Consider the following 21,560-nt stretch of genomic DNA (forward strand, 5'->3'; position numbering starts at 1 on the left):
AACACTCATATAAAAGAACTCATAAATAAACTCGCAATATTAAAATAAATCAAAACACTGGTTAAGTCACTCAATGTTGTAATAAAGGGTCCACTTGCTACCGCAGGATCAAAACCTAAACGATCCATTAACATTGGGATAAAACTACCTGCTAAATTAGCAACGGTAATGGCTGCCATCATTGCAAATCCAATCACTGCTCCTAGTATTGGGTTACCTTTCCAAATAGAAACAATGATAAAAATCGTTAGCCCCGTAATTAACCCCGTAATTAATCCCGTTAAAACTTCCGAGATAATAACGCGAATAAAAGTATTACTCTTGGAATCATTCATTGCTAAACGACGGACTGCAACGGCTAGTGATTGTGTTCCAGCATTTCCGGCAGTTCCGGTAATAAGTGAAATAAAAACGGCTAAAATACTAGCTTCACTAACCAATTCTTCATATTCTCCAATTAAAGTGGCAGTTGCCATTCCTAAAAATAAAAGGGTAATTAGCCACGGTAAGCGACGTGCGGCTGCCTTTAATGGTGCTTCGCTGACTTCTTCCACGTTAACCCCAGCTAATCCCGAGTAATCACTAGTCGCCTCATCATCAATAACATCAATGATATCATCGACCGTCACAATCCCTAACAAATGGTCATCATAGTCCGTTACTGGTAAAGCTAAGAAATCATAATCACGGAATGTTTGTGCAACGTCAAATTGGTCATCGCCCACGTGGACAGAGATAACCCGTTCACTCATAATCTCACTAATTAGCGTATCATCATCATTGATAATTAAATCTCTCAATGAAATAACACCAACTAATTGATTTTCTTGATTCACAACGTAAATATAGTAAATCGTTTCTGCAAAATCTGCTTCACCTTTTAAAACGTGCATTGCTGAACGAACAGTCTGATTGGCTACAATTGAAACGTATTCCGTTGTCATGATGGAACCTGCTGTATCGTCCTCATAATGCAAGAGTTCTTTAATTTCAGCAGCCTCTTCGTTTGACATTAAGCTTAAATATTTTGCTGTTTCTTTTTTTCCTAGTAAGTTTAAAAAATCGACTGCGTTATCCGTATACATCGCTGACAACATTGCTGCTGCGTAGCTTGGCCGCATTTCAGATAAATAATCAGTCATCGTCTCTTTATCTTCTTCAATTAAGTCAAAAGCATCGGCGACTTCTTTAGGTGAAAGATAAGAGTAAAGATGGACGCGTTCTTCTTGTGTCAACGACTGATAAAACTCACCTTGCTCATATAAATGGAGATCTAAGAAACTATCTCTAAATTCTTGAATTTGATTTGTTGCTAAATACTGTTTGATTTTAGAAAAACTCAATGCTAATTCTTGGTTTTCATCCATCTTTCCCACCCCTTTCTTAAAGTATTCGTTGAATGGCTTCCATGTCGGCTGGAAGCGGTTGTTGAAAATGGAGTTGTTCTTGTGTGAATGGATGAGTAAATTTTAAATCAAAGCAGTGTAGCGCTTGACGTTCAATACCTAAATCCATTCGACCACCATATAATTCATCGCCAATTAATGGATAGCCATTGGCTGAAAAATGCACTCGAATTTGATGTGTTCTTCCTGTGTGTAGCTGAATATCGACAAGTGCAACTTCATGATTTTTTTTAGCTAACCAATACTCAGTTTCTGCTGATTGCCCGGCAATAGTGACTTGGCGCTTAATAATTGAGCTCAAATCGCGACCGATTGGTTGTTTAAAAATAGCATGCGCCATTAGTTCGGTCATTTCTCCCGTAATTAAAGCTTTGTATTTTTTATGAAACGTACGGTTTCTTAATTGTTCATCTAGCCTTGAATGGGCAAAACCGTGTTTAGCAAACACCATCAGACCGGATGTGTCTCGATCAAGACGCGTCACAACATGGACAACCTGGTTCACATAGTTTTGTCTCTTATAATACGCTTTGACCCGATTAGCCATCGTATAATTTGGATGGTATTGCGCCGGAATCGATGACACCCCAGATGGTTTATTCACAATTAATAAATGCTCATCTTCAAAGACTATTTCGATTGGTGTCTCATCAATTTTCAGTGTTTCATGTTCGCCTTCATCTGGAATCACAATTGTGACCATTTCACCAGACTGCAACCAATGCAAAACATTGCGTTCTTCGTCATTGACTAAAATTTGCCCACCGTGAAATTTAATTTTTGCCAAGAGTTTTTTAGAGACTCCTTGCTCTTTTAAAAAAAATTTGATTTGTTGTTGCTCATTTTTACTAAATGCGTAATGAAATTTCATCTAATTCAAATCTCCAATAAAAGCTTCCCTTACACGATGCCAAAAATTCATATGGCGGTAGGAGGCAAAGCGTATTTTATCTGGTGCAACACGATAATAGACCGAAGCAATATCCGCTTGTTGCACACTAAATTGATCGACGGTTACAATAAATTCGCCACCTTTCGGTAAACGAACTTCAACCCAATCATCTTTTGAAATCACTAACGGGGAACCAACCGTACGAAAAACACGGTTATTTAGTGAAGCAATTTCCGTCAGTTGCATCGCTTCAATACTTGGATGAAGCACGGCTCCACCAATACTTTTATTGTAAGCCGTTGAACCGGTTGGCGTCGAGATTGAAACACCATCGCCACGGAAACGTTCAAATAACTCTTCTTTAATATAAACATCAGCAACCATCGTGCGATGTAAACTTTTAATCGTTGATTCATTTAATGCAAAAAAGTGTTTATCTGCTCGTCCATCACGATAGCGAATAACAATATCAAGCAGTGGATAACTGACATTTTCCTCTTGATTGCTACAAAGAGAATCAACCATTTCTTCTAACTCATAATCACGCCAATCTGTATAAAAACCTAAATGACCCGTGTGAACACCTAAAAAACGGACATGGTCTAAACGATGAATATATAGGTGGAAAGCTGATAGTAATGTACCATCGCCACCAATCGAAATCACGATATCCGGATTTTCTTGATCCAAAGTATTACCTGAAGCGACGAGTAATTTTTTTAATTTTTCAGCCGCAGCAACTGATTGTGCAACTTGATTATAGACCAATGCAACTTTTAAGGATTCCATCCCTTCGTTTCACCCCATTCTGCAGCCGTTCGATAATTCGTATCATCACTCGTTCCCTTTCCATGTGAGAATAAGCGTTGTGCTTCCTGAATTTCAACACGAATATTTGACATCTCTTCATCCAATTGATACGCGGCCTCTGCTGCTCGACGCAACCGTTCACTAATTTCGACTGGAAAGTCACCTTGGTACTTATAGTTTAATGAATGTTCAATCGTTGCCCAGAAATTCATCGACAACGTTCGAATTTGAATCTCGGCTAAAATCTTTTTTTCGCCTTCAAGTAACTGTACGGGATACTCAACAATTAAATGGTATGAGCGGTAACCACTCTCTTTTTTATTTTCGATATAATCGCGTTCAATGATAATTTGCATATCTTTGCGATTTCTTAGCAATTGAACGACATGATAAATATCATCAACAAATTGACACATTATTCGTAAACCAGCAATATCGGACATTTCTTCTTCTAATCGTTCAAGAGGAATCTTTCTTAAACTCGATTTCGCCAAAATACTATCTACTGGTTTGACTCGACCTGTCACAAATTCAATGGGCACGTGTTGATTTGTCTCCCGAAACTGTTTTCGAATGCCTCTGAGCTTTACTTTCAACTCTGAAACAGTTTGCTCGTACGGTGCTAAAAATAAATCCCAATTTCTCTCCATTTTCCATCCCTCTTGTCTTTCAACTCAGATTCTACCCTATTTTATCACAGTTTAGCTAAAATCTTTAGCCTTCTGATAAAACCTTCTTTTCTTTTTTTAGAAATATGCGATACAATACGTTAGAACTCATTGAATGGAGGCTAATTATGACACAAGAACTTGAGATTGAATTCAAAACCCTTTTAAGTGCCAATGATTACCAAAAAATCTATCAACACTACCAATTAGACAAACAATCATTTATTGATCAAACAAATATTTACTTTGACACACCCGATCAAAAGCTTCGTCAAAAACGATTCGGTTTACGAATTCGTCAATTTGAAAAAGATGGAGAATTAACGTTGAAGTGTCCGACGGATGGGTTAGGTTTATTAGAAATCACCGATTATTTATCCGCTGAACAACTAGACACTCTTATAGAAACAAAAAGTATTCTAAAAAATGGAGCCGTTGCCGCTGCTTTGGAATCACACGATATTTCTACTGAAACACTACAGCCCGTCGCTCGCTTGCGAACCAAACGCTATGAAATTCAACTGCCCATTGGCTTGTTAGCACTCGATGAAAGTTGGTATGGCCAAGCACATGATTATGAATTAGAGCTTGAAGTAACCAATGAAGCACAAGGAAAACATGATTTTGAAGAGTTTTTGGCTAGGTTTAATATTACTCAAATTCCAAGTGAAAATAAAATCATCAGAGCAATTAAAAATCAATAAGAGGTGTTTTATTTCTATTTTTTGAGAGAATCTGTTAAAGTTTCAATGAATAACAGCCCGACACTTTGCTCGCTTTTGTTCACTATAGATGATGGCATTCATCAAAAAACATTTGGGGGTTTATCCATTGATCGAGATTTATCTGTTCGTCAATCCACTAGACAGACGCTCCGTTGAGGCAGAAGAAACCTTACTTGCTTTTTCCAACGACAGTACTGAAAAAATCAATTTAACTATCTTACCTATCGTCAATCAAAAATCGGTTACTGCGGCACTAGCTTTTCAACGTATCCCATTAGAAGTGCGGAATACGTATATGAATCTCGCTTATAAAATGGCGCTCGATTTTAAAGCAGCTCAGATTCAAGGAAAAAAGATCGCGCGTGAGTTTTTATTAACTGCACAATACGAAATTTTAGCGACTAAACAACCCTACTGTGAATCCGTCGTGGAAAATTTTTTTACAAAGCATGGCGACTATTCGATGTTTTTAGAAGATCGCTCATCTGAACTTGTCAAAGAGCTTTTTTGGAATGACCAACAAACGGCAAGAAATTTTCACATTAGTTGCGAAACCAGTGCCGTTGTATATAATTGTACCCATGAAGGAGCTGGCTTGTTAATTGAAGGCTCTGAAACAATCCAACAAATTCCACAATTAAATTATCTACAACCTCATTGTCCTTTAAATGCTTCGAAACAAAAAAATAAAGCTTATAACTAAGAAATAGCCTCGTCTTTTTTTCAGACGAGGCCATTTTTTTAATCTTTCAATTCAATTTTAATCACTGTATTGACCGCATCGGGTAAGGGATACGCAAAGTGTGAAGTCCTATTATTTTTGAATATCCTTGGTTCATTTATTTGCATGTCATCTTAAATATTACCATAGTTCAAGAAAGTAAAAATTCCCTTTCAAACGATTTTTTTCAAATCAATTTCAATGATTTCCAGAAATAGAAAAAGCCTTATTTTATCACGAAGAAAAGCGGATAAAATAAGGCTTTAAGACAATTATTAAAGCTTTTTTACAAACTCTGATTTTAATTTCATCGGGCCAAAACCATCAATTTTACAATCAATATTATGATCACTATCAACAAGACCAATATTCTTTACTTTTGTCCCCATTTTTAAAGGGCCTTGTGCACCTTTTACTTTTAAATCTTTCATAATTGTGACACTATCTCCGTCAGCTAATTGATTACCATTAATATCTTTGACGATAAATTCTGCTTCCTTTTCAGAAACTTCTTCACCTGACCATTCGTGTCCACATTCTGGACAAATGAAAAGTCCGCGATCCTCGTAAGTATACTCCGATTGACACTGTGGACAATTTGGTAATGTTGCCATTTTATCTGCTCCCTCTCTATTAGCACCTTGCCGTGTTATTTACTAACTACTATAGCATGCTTTAAAGGTTCATTCCAGTCCATCAAATAAGCAAATTAGATAATGTTATTTTTCCATTTTAATCGGACATAATAAGTCCTATCTCATTCATGCTAGGCAGAAAAACTGGTGACTCAAACGATATCAAAAAAATTAATAAACAAACTATCATTTAAATTCAGTTGTCAATTGACGCCATTTAATAACGAGCAAATACCATCGACATCAACGGCACATTTTTTGCCCCCAAATCTAAGCGGCCTTTATCTCCCATAAGATATGTATATTTCAGCTATCATTTCCAATAACACTCAATTGCTGATCCATTTACTAAATAATTTACATAATGACTAATGATTGAACGAAAATGTGCTAAAATAACTTCTCTTGTTTCCTGCGAATATGATGGCACGTATTGATGTTTGTCTAATAAAAATTCTTTTTCTGCTTGTCTTTTATCTAAAAAATTGAGAGTCTTCTTACACGTACAGACTAGCCTATCCCATTTCATTTTACAAGGACATTTTTACACAAAACCCACTGAAATCAACATTTCAGACCACTTAACCATTAAAAAAACCTCTCCAAAAATGAATGGAAAGGATCACTTGATTATTTAATTTTAATTCATAGTCTCAGCCAATTGTTTCTAGTGCTTGTGCGAGGTCATTGATTAGGTCATTAATATTTTCGATACCGACCGAAAGGCGAACCGCTTCTGGTTTAATTCCTGCGGCGGCTAATTCTTCTTCTGATAATTGTGAGTGCGTCGTTGAAGCTGGATGAATAATTAATGACTTTGCATCACCGACATTGGCTAACAATGAGAATATTTTTGTTTCATCAATTAGTTTTTTTCCTGCTTGTGCTCCACCTTTTAATCCCACGGTGAAAATCGCACTTGCTCCTTTAGGAAAATATTTTTGCCCTAAATCATAATATTTACTACTCTTTAATCCTGGGTAGCTGACCCAAGCAATTTTAGAATGACTTTCTAAAAATTCCGCAACTTTTTGTGCATTTTCAACGTGTCTTTCAAGGCGAAGTGACAATGTTTCTAGCCCTAATAAAGTTAACCATGAGTTAAAGGGCGCCGCTGATGCTCCTGTGTCTCGTAAAATAATTGTCCGGGCACGAGTAATATACGCTGCTTTTCCAGCTGCCTCAACCCAAGAAACGCCATGATAACTCGGATCTGGTTCAACGAGGCGTGGGAACTTTCCATTCGTCCAATCAAAATTTCCCGAATCGACAATCGCGCCACCCAGTGTGACACCGTGACCGCTAATATACTTTGTTGTTGAATAGACAACAATATCCGCACCATAGTCAAACGGTTTAAATAAATACGGTGTGGCAAAAGTATTATCAACAATTACTGGAATACCAGCTTCATGCGCAATTTCAACAATTTTTTCTAATTCTAAAATCGCAATATCCGGATTACCTAAAGATTCAACAAAAATAGCTTTTGTGTTCTCTTGAATCGCTTGACGGAAATTTTCTGGGTCCTCCCCATCAACAAAAGTGGTTGTAATACCAAAATCAGGTAACGTATGTGAAAACAAATTATATGTACCACCATAAATACTAGTTGCAGAAACAATATGATCACCGTTTTTAGCAATATTTTGAATTGCATAAGTAATTGCGGCTGAGCCAGACGCAGTTGCTAAAGCACCCACACCACCTTCTAACAAAGCTAAACGTTGCTCTAAGACATCATTCGTTGGATTCGTTATCCGTGAATAAATATTGCCACCTTCCGATAAGGCAAAGCGATTAGCGGCTTGCTCGGCATCTTCGAAAACGAAGGCTGCTGTTTGGTATATCGGAACTGCTCGACTTCCAGTATCTTGATCAATGGTTTGTCCACCGTGTAATTGAATCGTTTCAAACTTTTCTGTCATAATTATCGTTCTCCTTTTGAGTGTTTGTCTTTAATTTAGTTGTATTTTCCAAATCCTGTTTAAGTTGCTTAATTGATTTTATATCCTCCTTATTCTTGATTAAAAACAAAAAAATCCCTAGAAGAGTTTTTCTCTTCTAAGGATGTATAAACATACATGGTACCACCTTAATTCATAAAAGCATTCCTACTTTTACCTCATCTTCCAGTGCGGCATACTTATGCGACACTGTGATTTTTCTAACGGGAATTTCCGTGTATCTCTAAAAATAATATTCTCGAGACACCCGCTCAAAAGCCATTTTCAAATTCGTTTCCTTTCACCTCTTCTCAGCTACCAAGGTTCTCTGTTAGAAATTCGACATAATTTTACTTTCTTTTTCTACGCGTTTAATTATTTAAATTTAATCATAAACTCATAATAATCTCATTTATCATTTTTGTCAAGTTCAATAATAATCTTTTTTATCAATAGTCAGAAAAAACGTTAAATTCCTTATTTTATAAGGGTTTTAATGGTATAATTAAAGTTGATATTATTAAGGAAAGGATGATTTTTTGACTAAAAACAAAGAATTATTTCTCATTAATTTTTTCATTAGCATGTTTACCTTTGGTGGCGGATACGTCGTGATTCCGATGATGGAGAAATATTTTGTCATTCAAAAGAACTACCTCTCAAAAGACGAATTGTATGAACTGGCAACCATCTCGCAAACCTCTCCTGGTGCGATTGCGATTAATTTAGCTGTACTTGTTGGCTATCGGATTAATAAAAAAACGGGAGCAATTGTTAGTGGGTTGGCAGGAATTCTTCCTTCATTCATTATTTTATCGATTGTTTCTTATAGCTATTCTGCCTTTGCGACGAATCCCATGGTCAATGGTGTCTTAAGAGGAATGGAAGCCGGTGTTGCAGCAATTATTGTCGATTTAGTGATTACGATGTTTCAACAAATCGCTAAAAAATCACAAAAGGTTTTACTTATTATTCCGATTGTAAGCTTTGTTTTAAACTATTTCTTTAATCTACACCCAATGCTTCTCATCGCTGGAACCATCTTACTAATGCTTTTCCTCCTTAGAGATTCCGGAGGTGAAAAATAGCATGATTTATCTGTTACTTGCTTTCTATTTTTTCCAAATCGGTTTATTCAGTATTGGTGGTGGTTATGCAACAATTTCGCTCATTCAAAAAATACTAGTCGTTGAAAATCAGTGGCTCACAACCAAAGAATTTACAGATATCATTACAATTTCTCAAATGACACCTGGACCATTAGCCGTCAATAGTTCAACCTTCGTTGGCCTGCAAGTTTCTAATCTTTTAGGCGCTTTTATTGCAACCGTTAGTGCGGTTATTTCTGGTTGTATTATCGCCATTGCTCTGTATCACTTTTTTCAAAAAAATAAAGATTCTACTAGAATTAAACACATTTTTAATGGCCTAGAAGCTGTTGCTATTGGCTTAATCGCCTCTGCCTCTTTATCGATTTTATCCATTGCTTTTTTTGGGAACATGGATTTTAACATTCAATTATCTACTATTAACTGGCTAGCTTTTCTAATTTTCCTAGCCGTTCTTTGGGCTCTAAGAAAGTGGCAACTAAATCCGATCATCATATTAATAGTGACTGGTCTTCTTGGATTTTTTCTATATACATAACAAATTAAGTAAGAAGCGAGTGGCAATTATCCACTCGCTTTTTCTTCGGATTAACTTGTTACGATTTCGAGATAAATTCAATTATTTGCAAGAAGTTCAATTTTGTTTTATTCTATGGCTACTAACAAAATGATTAAGGACGTGTAGAAGCATGACTAGAGATAAATTAAACTTTATTCCTAAATTTGATGAATCAAAAGGAATTGAATTTGGAATTTATACATTAGGTGACCATATTAAAAATCCTCATACTGGGGAAATTTTATCAGCAGAAACCCGCTTAAAAAACATTAAAGAAATGGCTATTTTAACCGAACAAGCTGGTTTGGATGCCTTCATGGTCGGTGAAAGTCACCAAGATCATTTCGTCACTCAAGCACATGCCATCGTTTTGGCAATGATTGCAGAAGCAACTGAAAAAATCACTATTTCAAGTGGTGCAACAATTGTTAGTACTTCTGACCCTGTTCGTATTTTTGAGAACTTTTCAACAATTGATTTAATGTCAAATGGTCGTGTAGAGCTAGTTGGTGGTCGTGCTTCTCGTGTTGGTTTATTTGAACTACTGGGTTACGATTTAGCTGATTATGAAGAATTATTTGAAGAAAAATTTGATCTATTACTAAAACTAAATCAAAGTGAATACATTAATTGGGAAGGGAAATTCCGTGCGCCTCTTCGTAATGCCCATGTTTTACCTCGACCATTAGATGGCCAGTTGCCAATCTGGCGAGCTGTTGGTGGTGGACCTGGAAGCGCCGTTCGTGCGGGACGCGCCGGTGTACCAATGTATATGGCGCACTTAGCAGGTGCTGCTCAATCATTTAAATATACAATTGATACGTATCGCCAATCTGCCGCTGAAGCTGGTTATGATCCAGCAAGTTTACCTATTTCAACTGCTGGACTATTCTATGTCGCAGATACGACACAAGATGCCATGCGTGAATTTTACCCACATGTTAATGAAGGTATGCGTTTATCAAACGGCCAAGGCTTTCCGAAACAAGCTTTCGTTCATTCCAAAGACCCACGTAGTATTTTAAACGTCGGTTCACCACAAGAAATTATCGAAAAAATATTGTACCAACATGAATTATTCGGTCACCAACGTTACATCGCACAGCTTGACTTCGGTGGTGTACCTTTTGATAAAGTTATGAAAAATATTGAACTCATTGGGAATGAAATTTTACCAGCTGTTAAAAAATATACTGCAAAGTAGGTTAATAAATATGAAAATTGCGTTGCTTTCTGGATCGATTGTCGGTTCAAAAACCCAAACAACAATGAAAATTATTCAAAATAAAATAGTAGCACAATATCCTGAAGATGAACTAACCTTAATCGATTTAAAAGAACTTTCAGTTGAATTTAGTGATGGCCGTAATTACCTTGATTACTCTGGTGATACGCTACATGTAACAACAACTTTAATGGAAGCCGATATGATTCTAATCGGCTCACCGACCTTTCAAGCTTCGATTCCAGCAACATTAAAAAATGTCTTTGATTTATTACCGCAAAGCGCTTTTGAACAAAAAATTATTGGAATCGCGATGACGGCTGGTTCACCGAAACACTTCTTAGTTGCTGAAATGCAATTAAAACCTATCATTAACTATATGAAAGGAAATCTTGTTGCGAATTACGTCTTTATTGAAGATAAAGACTTCTATCAAGCAGAAATCACCAACGATGACGTTTTATTCCGGATTGATAAATTAATTGAAGATGCGATCGTTTTAACGAGAGCATACCAACAAGTTTGGCAAGCTCAGGAAGATTCTTACGATTTTTAAAAAAAGTTCCGATTCAGCAAATGAATGCTGTATCGGAACTTTTTTCACCAAATCGTTGTTAAAATATCCCTTAACTTCTGGTTATCTTCTGGATAGCCTATCGTCACTCGTAACCATTGATCTCTTAAACCTGCTCGAACAATATAACCGGCTTGCATTAATTTTTCGGCTAGTTTTTTACTATCTTGTTTTGTTTCAAAAAAAACAAAATTGGCTTGAGAAAGATAGTAATCCACTTCGGCTTGCGTTAAAAAACCCTCCCATTTTTCTCGTTCACTGGCATTCGTTGATACCGTCTTTTGAATAAATGCTTGATCCGCCAATGCGCTAATTGCGCCAACTTGGGCTAGCGTACTCGTGTTAAATGGTAAACGGACGATTTCAAATGGACGCTTAAACTGTTCAGATAAAATCGCATAACCAATCCTTAAAGCAGCCAAACCATAAGCTTTTGAAAAAGTTCGCAACACGATTAAATTTGGATAATCCGCTAATAAAGGTAGACTCGTTGAAATTTCCTCAATCGTTACATATTCTTGATAAGCTTCATCACTAATGACTAAAATGTCACTTGGTACTTGAGCTACAAAGTTTTGAATTACTGATTGTGGCAAATACGTTCCTGTCGGATTATTCGGATTGCATAACCAAATAATTTTTGTTTTTGAGGTAATCGCGGCTAACATTCCTGCTAAATCCATTTGGCCTGTCTTTGAATCAACCGGTACTTTAATTACCGTTGCCCCTTCAACAGTTGCGTGTAGTTCATATTGTGAAAAAGTCGGATCCGCCACAATAATCTCATCACCTACACTTAAAGTAGCTCGTGAAATAATTTGAATTACATCATCTAAACCTGAGCCGACAACAATTTTCTCTTCTGAAATCTGGTGAAAATTCGCAATCGCCTTTTTAAGCGCTTTTGCTCCACCATCTGGATAATATTCTAAGCTAGTTAGAGCCTCAGCTAAAGCGGTTTGAACTTGTTTCGATGAACCAAAAGGATTTTCATTCGATGCCAATTTCACGACTTTTTCTAAACCATACTCTGCTTGAACGTCCGCAATTGGTTTGCCGGGGACGTACGGACTTAAACTTGCTAAAGTTCCTTTTTCTTGCATCTTTTTACGACCTTTCTATAAATCATCAATTGTTCGGCGTTCTTTTGTTTGACTGACAAGCCCTTGACGTCGAACCAATTCTTCCTCAATTTCCGCCAAAGATACCCCTTGTTGGACGAACAAAACGAGTAGATGATAGAGTAAATCCGCACTCTCAGCAACCAACTCAGCATTGTCTTGATTTTTAGCTGCTATCACCACTTCCGTACTTTCTTCGCCGACTTTTTTTAAAATCTTATCCAAGCCTTTTTCAAATAAATACGCTGTATAAGAGCCCGTTTTCGGTTTTTGCTGCCGCTCATTTATTTCTTGATATAAATCCGTCAAGCTATCCATTTGGAGTCACCTCTTTTATTTTTTCGAAGAAACACGTTTTTGCTCCTGTATGACAAGCAGCTCCGATTTGTTCCACAGCAATCAAAAGTGTATCTTGATCACAATCTAAATAAATTGATTTTACATATTGAAAATGTCCGCTTGTCGCCCCTTTATTCCATAACTCTTTACGTGAACGCGAATAAAACCAAGTGCGATTTGTTGCCAACGTTTTCTCATAACTTTCTTCATTCATATAAGCTAACATCAAGACTTCTTTTGTTTGATAATCTGTAATTATCGCTGGAATCAAGCCTTTTGAAAAATTAGGTTTGCTCATGAAACGGCAACCCCTTCTGCTTTCAAGCGTGTTTTAATGTCTGGAATTTCTAACTCGCCATAATGAAAGACCGAAGCAGCGAGCGCACCCGTTGCTTTCGTTTCTTTAAAAACAGCCAGAATGTCTTCAATACTGCCACAACCACCTGAAGCAACTACCGGTACATCCACAGCCTCGGCAACCGCTTTAGTTAATGCGATATCATAACCTGTTTTAACGCCATCGCCGTCCATACTTGTTAATAAAATCTCACCGGCCCCTCGTTGCTCCATTTCTTTAGCCCAAGCAACCGCATCAATTTGCGTATCGACTTGTCCCCCATGACTATAAACATGCCATGAATGCTCCTCTGGGTGATATTTAGCATCAATTGCAATCACAATTTTTTCTTTTCCAAAAGTCTCTGCTGCCTTTGTAACTAATTCGGGAGTTTTAATTGCTGCCGAACCAATTGAAACTTTATCCACACCTGCAGTAAACAAAGCTTCCATATCCTCAATCGAAGCAATTCCTCCACCTACAGTTAAAGGAATCCGCACATTTTTCGCCGTTTTTGCAACTAAATCAACAATCGTTTTGCGCTTATCCGTTGTTGCCGTAATATCCAAAAAGACGAGCTCATCTGCACCTGCTTCAACGTAAGCCTTAGCAATTTCAACAGGGTCACCAATATCATTTAAGTCAACAAAGTTTACCCCCTTCACAACACGACCACCAGTTACATCTAAACACGGAATAATACGCTTTATTTCACTCATCTACCTACCTCCACTATGTCTTTCATTGAAATATTGCCATTATATAAAGCTTTCCCTGAGATAACAGCATACACATTTAATGCTTTGACTTGTTCTAAATCAGCTCGAGAACTAATACCTCCTGATGCGATGATTTGAACATCCGGCACTTGCTTTTGAATGGCTGCTAATTGTTCTAAATTGGGACCAAGTAACGTGCCATCCTTACTAATATCGGTAAAAATAATTGTTCGAACGCCTAAATTGGCCATCTGTGTGGCAACATCCAAATAATTTTGATTCGAAACACTCACCCAACCTCTTGTTGCCACAAGTCCTTCTTTAGCGTCGATCCCAACTGCAATTTTATCACCATACTTTTCAACAGCTTGTTTTACAAACTCCGGATCTTCTACCGCTTTAGAACCAATAATCACACGTTCGACACCAATATCAAGATACGTTGCAATCTGTTCCATTGACCGAATGCCACCACCAACTTGTAGCGGAATCGTTAGTGTCTGACGGATCTGTTCAATCACCCGAAAGTTCGTTAAATCCCCACTCAATGCTCCATCTAAATCAACAATATGTAAGGCTTGGGCTCCCGTTTCTTCAAAAATCTTTGCTTGAGAAAGCGGGTCAGGATTCACAACCGTTTCTTGCTCAAAATCCCCTTGATATAACCGTACACAACGGCCTGCTTTCAAATCAATTGCTGGATAAATAATCATTTTATTCCTTGACCTCTTTCTTTCGCTTTTATTTCGTTATAATACGCCTTTCGTTGAATTGACCCCTTTAATCGCCGGATTTATTTCAATCGCCTGTCTTAATGCACGACCAAAAGCTTTAAACAGAGCCTCAATCTTATGATGGTTATTTTTTCCATACAGAACTTTTAAGTGCAAATTCATTTCAGCATTAAATGCTAGGGCTTGAAAAAATTCCTCCACCAATTCTGTATCAAAGTCGCCAACTTTAGCACTACTAAATTCGGCATCGAAGACCAAATAAGAACGCCCACTCAAATCAAGTGCAACAAACCCCAAACTTTCATCCATTGGCACGTACTCATGTCCATATCGATTAATACTTTCCTTTGTTCCCAAAGCTGCTTTCAAACATTGACCAATCACAATCCCAACATCCTCAACTGTATGGTGACTATCAACCTCTAAATCACCATCAGCTTGGCATTTAAAGCTAATCCGACTATGACGGGCAAACAAGGTTAGCATATGATCAAAAAAACCAACTCCTGTTGTAATTTCACAAATCGGATTACGTTCATCTAATGCTAAAGATATCGCAATTTTTGTTTCTGCTGTTGCTCTTTCTAACTTCGCTTCTCTCATTTTTCTCCTCCGATTTCTTCATCAAAACGTACTTGAATCGCTCGTGCATGGGCCTCTAATCCTTCTTCTCGTGCTAACGTCATGACGGCATCTTTTTCCAAGCCAAGCGCTGCTTTTGTATATGAAATAAACGCTGACTTCTTAATAAAATCATCGACCCCTAGCGGAGAGAAAAAACGAGCGGTTCCACTCGTTGGCAAGACATGATTGGGACCAGCCAAGTAATCGCCCAGTGGTTCCGATGCATAATCACCTAAGAAAATAGAGCCGGCATGTTTAACTCGACTTAAATGAGCCATTGGATTTTCAATCTGAATTTCTAAATGTTCCGGGGCAATTTGATTCATTAAGGCGAATTGTGTCTCAATATCTTTAACTACAAAAATATGACTTTGATTTTCAATTGATTTCCTAGCAATTTCGGCTCGTGGTAGTTCTTTTAGTTGTTGCCAAACTTCCTTTTCGACCCGTTCAGCCAAGGCTTGACTCGTTGTAATTAAAATTGCCCGTGCTAACGTATCATGTTCAGCTTGTGATAACAGATCGGCTGCAATAAATTTAGGATTCGCTTGAGCATCCGCCAATACAACAATTTCAGAAGGCCCAGCAATCATATCAATCGCTACTTCTCCAAAAAGCAATTTTTTAGCTGTTGCTACATAAATATTTCCTGGTCCAACAATTTTATCAACTTTAGGAATCGATGCCGTACCATAAGCCAGTGCTGCTATCCCTTGCGCTCCTCCAACTTGATAGATTTCTTCAATGCCACAAATCGTAGCCGCTGCTAAAATAGCATCCGGTAAGCCCGCTTTATCCGGTGGTGTAATCATGACAATTCGTTTGACCCCTGCAATTTTCGCCGGTAAAGCATTCATTAAAACGGATGACGGATAACGCGCCGTCCCTCCAGGAACATAAATCCCAACCGTTTCTAAAGGTAAAACAAGTTGTCCTCGAATAACGCCATTTTTCTCAGCATCGATAAATCCATTTTGTTTTTGCTTTTGGTGAAATGAAACAATGTTTTTTTTCGCAGCTTCCAACGCTGTTACCACTTCTGGGTTAGTTCGCTTGTAGCCCGCTTGAATTTGTTCTTTTGAAAGTCTAAAATCGGATAAGGTCACGCCGTCAAATTTCTCCGTATAATCAATAACGGCTGTGTCACCTGTTTCTTTGACCGCTTTAAGAATTATTTTGACTTGTTCCTCAACATTTTCCTCTGCCTCTTGATTGGTTTGTTCAGATAAATATCGTGTTAACTCGTTGAGCTCTCCTGAAATAATTTTCATTTAACCGTCTCCTTTTTGCGAGCAATATGTGCAGCTAATTGGTCAACTAACTGACAAACTTCTCCTTTTTTTCGTTTTAAAGAAGCTGGATTAACGATTAAACGCGTCGAGATTGGCATCATTTTTTCAAAAATCACTAGACCATTTTCACGTAACGTATCTCCGGTTTCAACAATATCGACAATCGCATCGGCTAATCCCAATAAAGGGGCAATTTCTACCGAACCTTCAATTTTAATAATTTCAATATCTTCGCCTTTTTCTTGAAAATATCGAGCAGCAGTTCGTGGATATTTGGTCGCTACGATTTTACGTCGATAATCAAAAGGATCATAATCTGGCGTTGAGGCGATACAAAACTGGCAACGACCAATTTCTAAATCAAGCATTTCGTATGGTTCACGCTCATCTTCATACAAAACATCACTACCAACAATCCCGATATCAGCCACCCCTTGTTGCACATAGGTCAAGACATCGACCGCTTTAACTAAAATAAATTCGTAATCATCATAAGGACTTTGAAAAACGAGTTTGCGCTTTTTGTTTCGTAAAAAATCGCAATTAATCCCAATTTCTTCTAATAACTGAATCGTACTTTGCTCAATCCGTCCTTTGGTTAACGCAATTTTTACCTTCGCCATTTTCATCCTCCTTACTCGCTAAACAGACTTCTTCAATTCCTTCATTCGACACAATTAAAATACGAGGAATTCCCCACTGCTTTGCATATTCAATTGTCTCTTCCAGTGTTTCTTGTAAACTTAGACGACTATTCGCTTGATTGCTAATTAATTGTTCTGCTTGATGTAAACAATCATTTTCAAAATAAATTAAAGTCGAAATTTCCAACGCATCTGAATTTTCTTGTCGATTAAAGATGCTATACATCCGATCTAAATAAAAGACTAAACCGACTGCTTCAATGGTATCCACCGAAAACTCTGTTAGTAAGTTGTCATAACGGCCACCACTAAAAAAAGCATCGGATGAGCGATCAGCATAACCTTTAAATGTAATACCTGTATAATATTTCATTTCAGGAACTAAACCAATATCTACCGTCAAATCTTGCCGCGGATAAACTTGTTGAACTCGTTGAATTAAGTCTTTCATCTCATCGATTGCTTTCAGTATTTCTGGATGATTCGTTAAAGAAATCACTTCTTCAAAAATTCCAGCATCTCCAAAAAGTCTCGGTAATTTCAAAACAAAATTATATAATGGATGGGCTTCGTATTTTTCCAAAAACAAAGCCATAGCTGGCATATTTTTACTTTGTAAGAGCCACTTGAAGCGTGTCTTTTCTTGTGCCGACAATTGTAACGCTTCGACAATCGTTTGGTAAATGGAAGCATGTCCCAATTCAATTTGAAAATCACTTAAACCACTTTTTTGTGAGACAGTCACAGCATTAATTAAACATTCCGCTTCCGCTTTTAATGACGGATAGCCGATTAATTCCATCCCTGCTTGTAATTGTTCATTGTATTCTCCAGAATGATCCTTATTAACTCGAAAAACTTTCCCACTATAAAATAATTGCACAGGTGGGATAATCCCAGTCGTACTCATCACACGTCCAATAGGCAAAGTCATATCCGGTCTCAAAACGACAATTTGACCTTGTTCATTAAAAAAACGATAACGAGACGTCGCCTTTTGATCCATCGCCGAGAACACTTCTTCAAATTCAATTAATGGGGTTTCGATTCGATGGTAACCACGTAGTGCAAAATGCTGATTAACTAAACTTTCTAGTTGATGACTATGACTCGCTTCCTTAAACAACTTATCTTTTGTTCCATTTGGTAAACTACGATTCCATTGCATTTCTACACCTCACATTAACTTTAGATTAAATATTAAAGATATTAAAATGATAAAACTCACATAATGTTAGAACTATACTAGCAATTATTCCGAATAAAGTAAACCGTTTTGGGCTTAAAATTCGTAATTTTCTGAAAATTTTTCATATGATAAATTATTTTATTCAAGATACTTTCAATAAAAAATAGTTAACAATCACAACTACTTCCTTTCGGAAAAAATAAAAAAGCCTAGATTCTACTCTAAGCTTTCTTCTTATTTTATAACTTGCCAATCGTTGCTCGTTCTTCATTCGATAACGAGAAATCGAACAATGCTAGATTTTCTTTTTGTCTTTTCGAATTATGTGATTTTGGAATCACTATGACATTACGCTCAATTTGATAACGTAGTAGCACTTGAGCCCAAGATTTATCATACTTCTCACCAATTTCAGTAAGAGTTGCTCTTGTTGTCTCATTCACTTTTTTCAACGGTCCCCACGCTTCAGGAATCACTTGATTCTTCAATGAGAATTCAATAATTTCATGATTCCAATTCCCGGGATTTGATTCGACTTGATTGACTGCTGGTTTAATCCGTGAATGATCGATTAAGTACATCAGTTGTTTCTCATTAAAATTCGACACGCCTAGTGCTTTAATTTTTCCCTCATCCACAAATTTTTCTAATATTTTCCAAACAAGTACCATTTCCTCAAGGTTAGGCCAAGGGTGATGAATTAAATAAAGATCCACATAGGAACTATCTAAGGCAGTTAAAGTTGATTCAACTGCATCGATCACGGCTTTTTCACTCGAAATAAATTCTGGTCGTCCTGGAATTTTTGAAGTAATAAAAAAGTCTTCTCGAGGCAATTCACTTTGCTTTATTGCAAGTCCTACAACCCGTTCATTACGATAAGAAATCGCCGTATCAAAATGCCGGTAACCGACACCAATCGCTGACATTAACTCACTTGTATCATCATTAATTTCTCCATCATATTGCTGATTCACTTTGCCAAAAGTATTGGTTCCGCTTCCAACATATGGAATTTGAATTCCGGTATTAAGTGTTAAAAACTCCATAAAAAAGCCCTCCATTCAATTAATGTGTTTACTAGTACCCTTTTAGTATAACACAATGATAGCAAACCGAATATTGGTACACTCCTGTCGATTACTTTACAAAAAAACACCTCTGAATTTCCATCCTAACTAATGGTAATTCAGAGGTGTAGTTATTAAAAAATAACTTCAAAAATCGTTGTTGATTCAAAATCTTTAGCCGGGTCTAAAATAATATTTCCAAAGCCTTCATGATTAATCGCATCAGGTAGCCCCTGTGTTTCTAAAGTGATACCACCATGCTGAACCTGAGAGCTTCCACGCATTGGAACTGGTTGGTTTAATTGATTCGTGGTGTAAACAACTACACTTGGTTGATCCGTATAAAGATTAATTTTAATTTTTCCATCCGGTGAATAAAGTGTTCCTTTAATTGCATCCGCACTACTTTCGTTAAAGACAAATGGATGATCGTAACCATTGACTAAGCGGTTTTGTTGGTAGTCACTAACAAAGCCTTGCTCAAGCAGACGGCCTTCAGCATGGTTAAAATCAAATGGTGTGCCAACTACTGCAACTTTTTCGCCAGTTGGTAATACATCTTCTGTCAACGAACCAAAAAAATCACTATCTAAATATAAACGATGATTGTCGATTGTTTCAGTTAGTTGGGAATTCAAATTAAAGTAAACATGATTCGTTGGATTGTACAACGTTCTTGCATCTGTATGTGCCCAATAATCAATTTTAACTTGATTGTCTGCCGTTAACGTATAAGAAATTTTTTGTTGTAAATTTCCTGGGAATCCATTTTCCATATCTGGTGAATCAATTGAAAAAATAACGGTCGCTTGCTCGTCACCTTCAACGATTTCACAGTTCCAAATCTTACGGTCAAAACTATTAAAGCCCCCATGTAAATTGTTATCGCCATCATTTTTTTCTAACTGGAACTCTTTCCCATCAAGTGTAAATTTTCCACCAGTAATTCGGCCAGCCACTCGACCGATTGAAGCACCTAAATAGGAATCAATTTCGTCATATTCTGCTGCTGACTCAAACCCTAAAACAATATTACGTTGTTCCTCCCCTAAGTCGGTAATCAAATCAACAATTCGTGCACCATGATTAGAAATGCCCAAAGTCACACCTTTCTTATTCGTTAGAGAAATTAATTTCTCTCCATTATTACCAAATACTGCTACGTCAATTTTCATTTTGTTCTAACACCTTTCTTTTTAGGTTTAATTTTCTATAATGATTTCGCTATTTACAGTCGTCGTTACTTTTATTATTACTCCTCAATTGTAACCGTCCCCATATATTTATTCAAGCAAAAAACCAATTGTTTAATAACAATTGGTTTTTCTATTTTTATAAGTTCAACGTATCACATCTACTTGTTTCTCCATATAATTCAACACAAATGATTTTGACAACACAGGACTATCTCCTACTGTTGTATGAGCGAGTACCGCACTATAAACGCCAAACTTGACGGTCTTTTCTAATGACCATTTTTCAATTAAGCCTGTTAGTATCCCGGCAACAAATGCATCGCCTGTACCCATTCGATCGCATACTTCATAAGTTACTTTTTCTGATACTATTTTTTCTGATCCTTGGTAGATAAACCCTTGAAGTTGTTTTTGGTGATTATTTTGATGGCGATGTGTTCCTGCAAAGACGGAAATATTATATTGCAGCATAAATGATTCAACAATCGCCTCTTCTGATTCAACAGCTATTTTCAATAATTCTTTTAAATCTCGCAAAGAACCAAAAGCAATCGTCACCCAAGGAAGAATGATATTATAAGTAGCAACCAAACTTGCCATCCCCTCTTCATCATTCAGTGATGAACGGAAATTAAAATCAAAACAGATAGCAATTTCTTTTTCGTATGCTTTTTTAGCAAGTGCTAAAGCATTTTGTTTTGAAAGCTCCGAGGTCGATAAAGCAATTCCACAAATATGTAACATATCTACGCCTTCTAGTGCTTGGTCCATCATCTCTTCTGTCATTTTTCACTCATTAAATGAGCTATGAGCACGATCAAGATACGTCACTTCAGAAGGCCGGCCACCGTAGCCTAACTCTAAAATGTAAATGCCTAGATGGTTGCCTTCATAGTGAATCCCTTGATCTAATACATTTAATTTTCGGATATTGGCGGCAGCTGCTCTTCCTAGATTATGGTTGTATAATATTTGGTGTTGATGGAAAAATCTCATAGAGATTTTCTTTCGGCACTTTTTTTATT

Annotated in this window: 25 protein-coding genes and 1 other annotated feature; of the genes, 6 read left to right on the top strand and 19 right to left on the bottom strand. The window is 37.0% G+C overall.

The features are described from left to right. Window positions 1-5 precede the first annotated feature (5 nt). The 4 genes from mgtE to yjbM are packed head-to-tail and all read right to left on the bottom strand — an operon-like array spanning window position 6 to window position 3,758. Window positions 6-1,367 carry a magnesium transporter gene (mgtE, locus tag ACFO3L_RS04075; RefSeq protein WP_379964118.1) on the bottom strand — a complete coding sequence of 454 codons (1,362 nt, stop codon included), beginning with the start codon at window positions 1,365-1,367 and terminating at the stop codon, window positions 6-8. A 16-nt stretch (window positions 1,368-1,383) separates the two neighbouring features. Beyond that, window positions 1,384-2,277 (bottom strand): RluA family pseudouridine synthase, encoded by an 894-nt coding sequence (locus ACFO3L_RS04080; RefSeq protein WP_379964120.1) that lies wholly within the window; start codon window positions 2,275-2,277, stop codon window positions 1,384-1,386. Continuing rightward, on the bottom strand, window positions 2,278-3,087 hold the full coding sequence (locus ACFO3L_RS04085) for an NAD kinase (protein ID WP_379964122.1): 810 nt from the start codon (window positions 3,085-3,087) through the stop codon (window positions 2,278-2,280). Continuing rightward, on the bottom strand, window positions 3,075-3,758 hold the full coding sequence (yjbM, locus tag ACFO3L_RS04090) for a GTP diphosphokinase (protein WP_379964124.1): 684 nt from the start codon (window positions 3,756-3,758) through the stop codon (window positions 3,075-3,077). Before yjbM ends, ACFO3L_RS04085 begins: the two co-directional genes overlap by 13 nt. A 146-nt stretch (window positions 3,759-3,904) precedes the next feature. Between yjbM and ACFO3L_RS04095 the strand changes: the two genes are divergently transcribed. Both ACFO3L_RS04095 and ACFO3L_RS04100 read left to right on the top strand, forming a co-directional pair. After that, window positions 3,905-4,480 carry a CYTH domain-containing protein gene (locus ACFO3L_RS04095; protein WP_379964126.1) on the top strand — a complete coding sequence of 192 codons (576 nt, stop codon included), beginning with the start codon at window positions 3,905-3,907 and terminating at the stop codon, window positions 4,478-4,480. A 127-nt stretch (window positions 4,481-4,607) separates the two neighbouring features. Then, the gene (locus ACFO3L_RS04100; RefSeq protein WP_379964128.1) at window positions 4,608-5,204 is read left to right on the top strand and encodes a DsbA family protein; all 597 of its coding nucleotides are present in this window, start codon (window positions 4,608-4,610) and stop codon (window positions 5,202-5,204) included. Window positions 5,205-5,497: 293 nt separating this feature from the next. Here ACFO3L_RS04100 and ACFO3L_RS04105 read toward each other — a convergent pair whose 3' ends face one another. Together ACFO3L_RS04105 and ACFO3L_RS04110 are read right to left on the bottom strand one after the other, a co-directional pair. Next, window positions 5,498-5,836, bottom strand: coding sequence for a zinc ribbon domain-containing protein YjdM (locus ACFO3L_RS04105; RefSeq protein ID WP_379964130.1), 339 nt, complete (start codon window positions 5,834-5,836; stop codon window positions 5,498-5,500). A gap of 674 nt (window positions 5,837-6,510) precedes the next feature. After that, window positions 6,511-7,785: an O-acetylhomoserine aminocarboxypropyltransferase/cysteine synthase family protein gene (locus tag ACFO3L_RS04110; RefSeq protein WP_379964132.1), complete on the bottom strand. Its 1,275-nt coding sequence runs from the start codon at window positions 7,783-7,785 to the stop codon at window positions 6,511-6,513. 135 nt (window positions 7,786-7,920) lie between these two features. Continuing rightward, window positions 7,921-8,178: a binding site (T-box leader), on the bottom strand. A gap of 164 nt (window positions 8,179-8,342) precedes the next feature. Here ACFO3L_RS04110 and ACFO3L_RS04115 point away from each other — a divergent pair. From ACFO3L_RS04115 to ACFO3L_RS04130, 4 genes are all read left to right on the top strand, one after another. Further along, complete coding sequence (locus ACFO3L_RS04115) at window positions 8,343-8,891, top strand: chromate transporter (protein WP_379964134.1); 549 nt, start codon at window positions 8,343-8,345, stop codon at window positions 8,889-8,891. Between the two features lies 1 nt (window position 8,892). Further along, window positions 8,893-9,450 carry a chromate transporter gene (locus ACFO3L_RS04120; protein WP_379964136.1) on the top strand — a complete coding sequence of 186 codons (558 nt, stop codon included), beginning with the start codon at window positions 8,893-8,895 and terminating at the stop codon, window positions 9,448-9,450. 151 nt (window positions 9,451-9,601) lie between these two features. Further along, window positions 9,602-10,675, top strand: a complete 1,074-nt coding sequence (locus ACFO3L_RS04125) for an LLM class flavin-dependent oxidoreductase (protein ID WP_379964138.1) — start codon at window positions 9,602-9,604, stop codon at window positions 10,673-10,675. A 10-nt stretch (window positions 10,676-10,685) separates the two neighbouring features. Next, window positions 10,686-11,252, top strand: coding sequence for an NADPH-dependent FMN reductase (locus ACFO3L_RS04130; protein WP_379964140.1), 567 nt, complete (start codon window positions 10,686-10,688; stop codon window positions 11,250-11,252). A gap of 44 nt (window positions 11,253-11,296) precedes the next feature. Here the strand turns inward: ACFO3L_RS04130 and hisC are convergent, their stop codons facing one another. From hisC to ACFO3L_RS04195, 13 genes are all read right to left on the bottom strand, one after another. Beyond that, complete coding sequence (gene hisC, locus ACFO3L_RS04135; protein WP_379964142.1) at window positions 11,297-12,373, bottom strand: histidinol-phosphate transaminase; 1,077 nt, start codon at window positions 12,371-12,373, stop codon at window positions 11,297-11,299. Between the two features lie 15 nt (window positions 12,374-12,388). After that, on the bottom strand, window positions 12,389-12,709 hold the full coding sequence (gene hisE, locus ACFO3L_RS04140) for a phosphoribosyl-ATP diphosphatase (RefSeq protein WP_379964144.1): 321 nt from the start codon (window positions 12,707-12,709) through the stop codon (window positions 12,389-12,391). Next, the gene (gene hisI, locus ACFO3L_RS04145) at window positions 12,702-13,028 is read right to left on the bottom strand and encodes a phosphoribosyl-AMP cyclohydrolase (protein ID WP_379964146.1); all 327 of its coding nucleotides are present in this window, start codon (window positions 13,026-13,028) and stop codon (window positions 12,702-12,704) included. Before hisI ends, hisE begins: the two co-directional genes overlap by 8 nt. Further along, window positions 13,025-13,786 carry an imidazole glycerol phosphate synthase subunit HisF gene (hisF, locus tag ACFO3L_RS04150; RefSeq protein WP_379964148.1) on the bottom strand — a complete coding sequence of 254 codons (762 nt, stop codon included), beginning with the start codon at window positions 13,784-13,786 and terminating at the stop codon, window positions 13,025-13,027. Before hisF ends, hisI begins: the two co-directional genes overlap by 4 nt. After that, entirely contained in the window at window positions 13,783-14,499 is a 717-nt protein-coding gene (gene hisA, locus ACFO3L_RS04155) for a 1-(5-phosphoribosyl)-5-[(5-phosphoribosylamino)methylideneamino]imidazole-4-carboxamide isomerase (protein WP_379964150.1), read from the bottom strand. The genes hisF and hisA overlap by 4 nt, the downstream gene beginning before the upstream one ends. Before the next feature lie 36 nt (window positions 14,500-14,535). Beyond that, entirely contained in the window at window positions 14,536-15,123 is a 588-nt protein-coding gene (gene hisB, locus ACFO3L_RS04160; RefSeq protein ID WP_379964152.1) for an imidazoleglycerol-phosphate dehydratase HisB, read from the bottom strand. Next, window positions 15,120-16,415 carry a histidinol dehydrogenase gene (gene hisD, locus ACFO3L_RS04165; protein WP_379964154.1) on the bottom strand — a complete coding sequence of 432 codons (1,296 nt, stop codon included), beginning with the start codon at window positions 16,413-16,415 and terminating at the stop codon, window positions 15,120-15,122. The genes hisB and hisD overlap by 4 nt, the downstream gene beginning before the upstream one ends. Further along, complete coding sequence (gene hisG, locus ACFO3L_RS04170) at window positions 16,412-17,065, bottom strand: ATP phosphoribosyltransferase (RefSeq protein ID WP_379964156.1); 654 nt, start codon at window positions 17,063-17,065, stop codon at window positions 16,412-16,414. Before hisG ends, hisD begins: the two co-directional genes overlap by 4 nt. Continuing rightward, entirely contained in the window at window positions 17,019-18,248 is a 1,230-nt protein-coding gene (gene hisZ / locus ACFO3L_RS04175) for an ATP phosphoribosyltransferase regulatory subunit (RefSeq protein WP_379964158.1), read from the bottom strand. Before hisZ ends, hisG begins: the two co-directional genes overlap by 47 nt. A 260-nt stretch (window positions 18,249-18,508) precedes the next feature. Then, window positions 18,509-19,318: an aldo/keto reductase family protein gene (locus ACFO3L_RS04180; protein WP_379964160.1), complete on the bottom strand. Its 810-nt coding sequence runs from the start codon at window positions 19,316-19,318 to the stop codon at window positions 18,509-18,511. A gap of 155 nt (window positions 19,319-19,473) precedes the next feature. Next, window positions 19,474-20,514, bottom strand: a complete 1,041-nt coding sequence (locus tag ACFO3L_RS04185; protein WP_379964162.1) for an aldose epimerase family protein — start codon at window positions 20,512-20,514, stop codon at window positions 19,474-19,476. Between the two features lie 165 nt (window positions 20,515-20,679). Continuing rightward, complete coding sequence (locus ACFO3L_RS04190; RefSeq protein WP_379964164.1) at window positions 20,680-21,321, bottom strand: PfkB family carbohydrate kinase; 642 nt, start codon at window positions 21,319-21,321, stop codon at window positions 20,680-20,682. 3 nt (window positions 21,322-21,324) lie between these two features. Further along, the gene (locus ACFO3L_RS04195) at window positions 21,325-21,531 is read right to left on the bottom strand and encodes a hypothetical protein (RefSeq protein WP_379964166.1); all 207 of its coding nucleotides are present in this window, start codon (window positions 21,529-21,531) and stop codon (window positions 21,325-21,327) included. Window positions 21,532-21,560: the final 29 nt, after the last annotated feature.

Origin of the sequence: Enterococcus eurekensis (assembly GCF_042654605.1) — a bacterium.
Taxonomy (GTDB): Bacteria; Bacillota; Bacilli; order Lactobacillales; family Enterococcaceae; genus Enterococcus_I; species Enterococcus_I eurekensis.

Coding starts and splice junctions, on each gene's coding strand:
- hisA (WP_379964150.1), bottom strand. CDS start 14,499: ATGATTATTTATCCAGCAATTGATTTGAAAGCAGGCCGTTGTGTACGG.
- ACFO3L_RS04185 (WP_379964162.1), bottom strand. CDS start 20,514: ATGAAAATTGACGTAGCAGTATTTGGTAATAATGGAGAGAAATTAATT.
- ACFO3L_RS04085 (WP_379964122.1), bottom strand. CDS start 3,087: ATGGAATCCTTAAAAGTTGCATTGGTCTATAATCAAGTTGCACAATCA.
- ACFO3L_RS04095 (WP_379964126.1), top strand. CDS start 3,905: ATGACACAAGAACTTGAGATTGAATTCAAAACCCTTTTAAGTGCCAAT.
- hisZ (WP_379964158.1), bottom strand. CDS start 18,248: ATGCAATGGAATCGTAGTTTACCAAATGGAACAAAAGATAAGTTGTTT.
- hisG (WP_379964156.1), bottom strand. CDS start 17,065: ATGAAAATGGCGAAGGTAAAAATTGCGTTAACCAAAGGACGGATTGAG.
- ACFO3L_RS04110 (WP_379964132.1), bottom strand. CDS start 7,785: ATGACAGAAAAGTTTGAAACGATTCAATTACACGGTGGACAAACCATT.
- ACFO3L_RS04180 (WP_379964160.1), bottom strand. CDS start 19,318: ATGGAGTTTTTAACACTTAATACCGGAATTCAAATTCCATATGTTGGA.
- hisE (WP_379964144.1), bottom strand. CDS start 12,709: ATGGATAGCTTGACGGATTTATATCAAGAAATAAATGAGCGGCAGCAA.
- ACFO3L_RS04130 (WP_379964140.1), top strand. CDS start 10,686: ATGAAAATTGCGTTGCTTTCTGGATCGATTGTCGGTTCAAAAACCCAA.
- ACFO3L_RS04120 (WP_379964136.1), top strand. CDS start 8,893: ATGATTTATCTGTTACTTGCTTTCTATTTTTTCCAAATCGGTTTATTC.
- ACFO3L_RS04080 (WP_379964120.1), bottom strand. CDS start 2,277: ATGAAATTTCATTACGCATTTAGTAAAAATGAGCAACAACAAATCAAA.
- hisC (WP_379964142.1), bottom strand. CDS start 12,373: ATGCAAGAAAAAGGAACTTTAGCAAGTTTAAGTCCGTACGTCCCCGGC.
- ACFO3L_RS04105 (WP_379964130.1), bottom strand. CDS start 5,836: ATGGCAACATTACCAAATTGTCCACAGTGTCAATCGGAGTATACTTAC.
- ACFO3L_RS04125 (WP_379964138.1), top strand. CDS start 9,602: ATGACTAGAGATAAATTAAACTTTATTCCTAAATTTGATGAATCAAAA.
- hisD (WP_379964154.1), bottom strand. CDS start 16,415: ATGAAAATTATTTCAGGAGAGCTCAACGAGTTAACACGATATTTATCT.
- ACFO3L_RS04195 (WP_379964166.1), bottom strand. CDS start 21,531: ATGAGATTTTTCCATCAACACCAAATATTATACAACCATAATCTAGGA.
- hisB (WP_379964152.1), bottom strand. CDS start 15,123: ATGAGAGAAGCGAAGTTAGAAAGAGCAACAGCAGAAACAAAAATTGCG.
- yjbM (WP_379964124.1), bottom strand. CDS start 3,758: ATGGAGAGAAATTGGGATTTATTTTTAGCACCGTACGAGCAAACTGTT.
- hisF (WP_379964148.1), bottom strand. CDS start 13,786: ATGAGTGAAATAAAGCGTATTATTCCGTGTTTAGATGTAACTGGTGGT.
- mgtE (WP_379964118.1), bottom strand. CDS start 1,367: ATGGATGAAAACCAAGAATTAGCATTGAGTTTTTCTAAAATCAAACAG.
- ACFO3L_RS04190 (WP_379964164.1), bottom strand. CDS start 21,321: ATGACAGAAGAGATGATGGACCAAGCACTAGAAGGCGTAGATATGTTA.
- hisI (WP_379964146.1), bottom strand. CDS start 13,028: ATGAGCAAACCTAATTTTTCAAAAGGCTTGATTCCAGCGATAATTACA.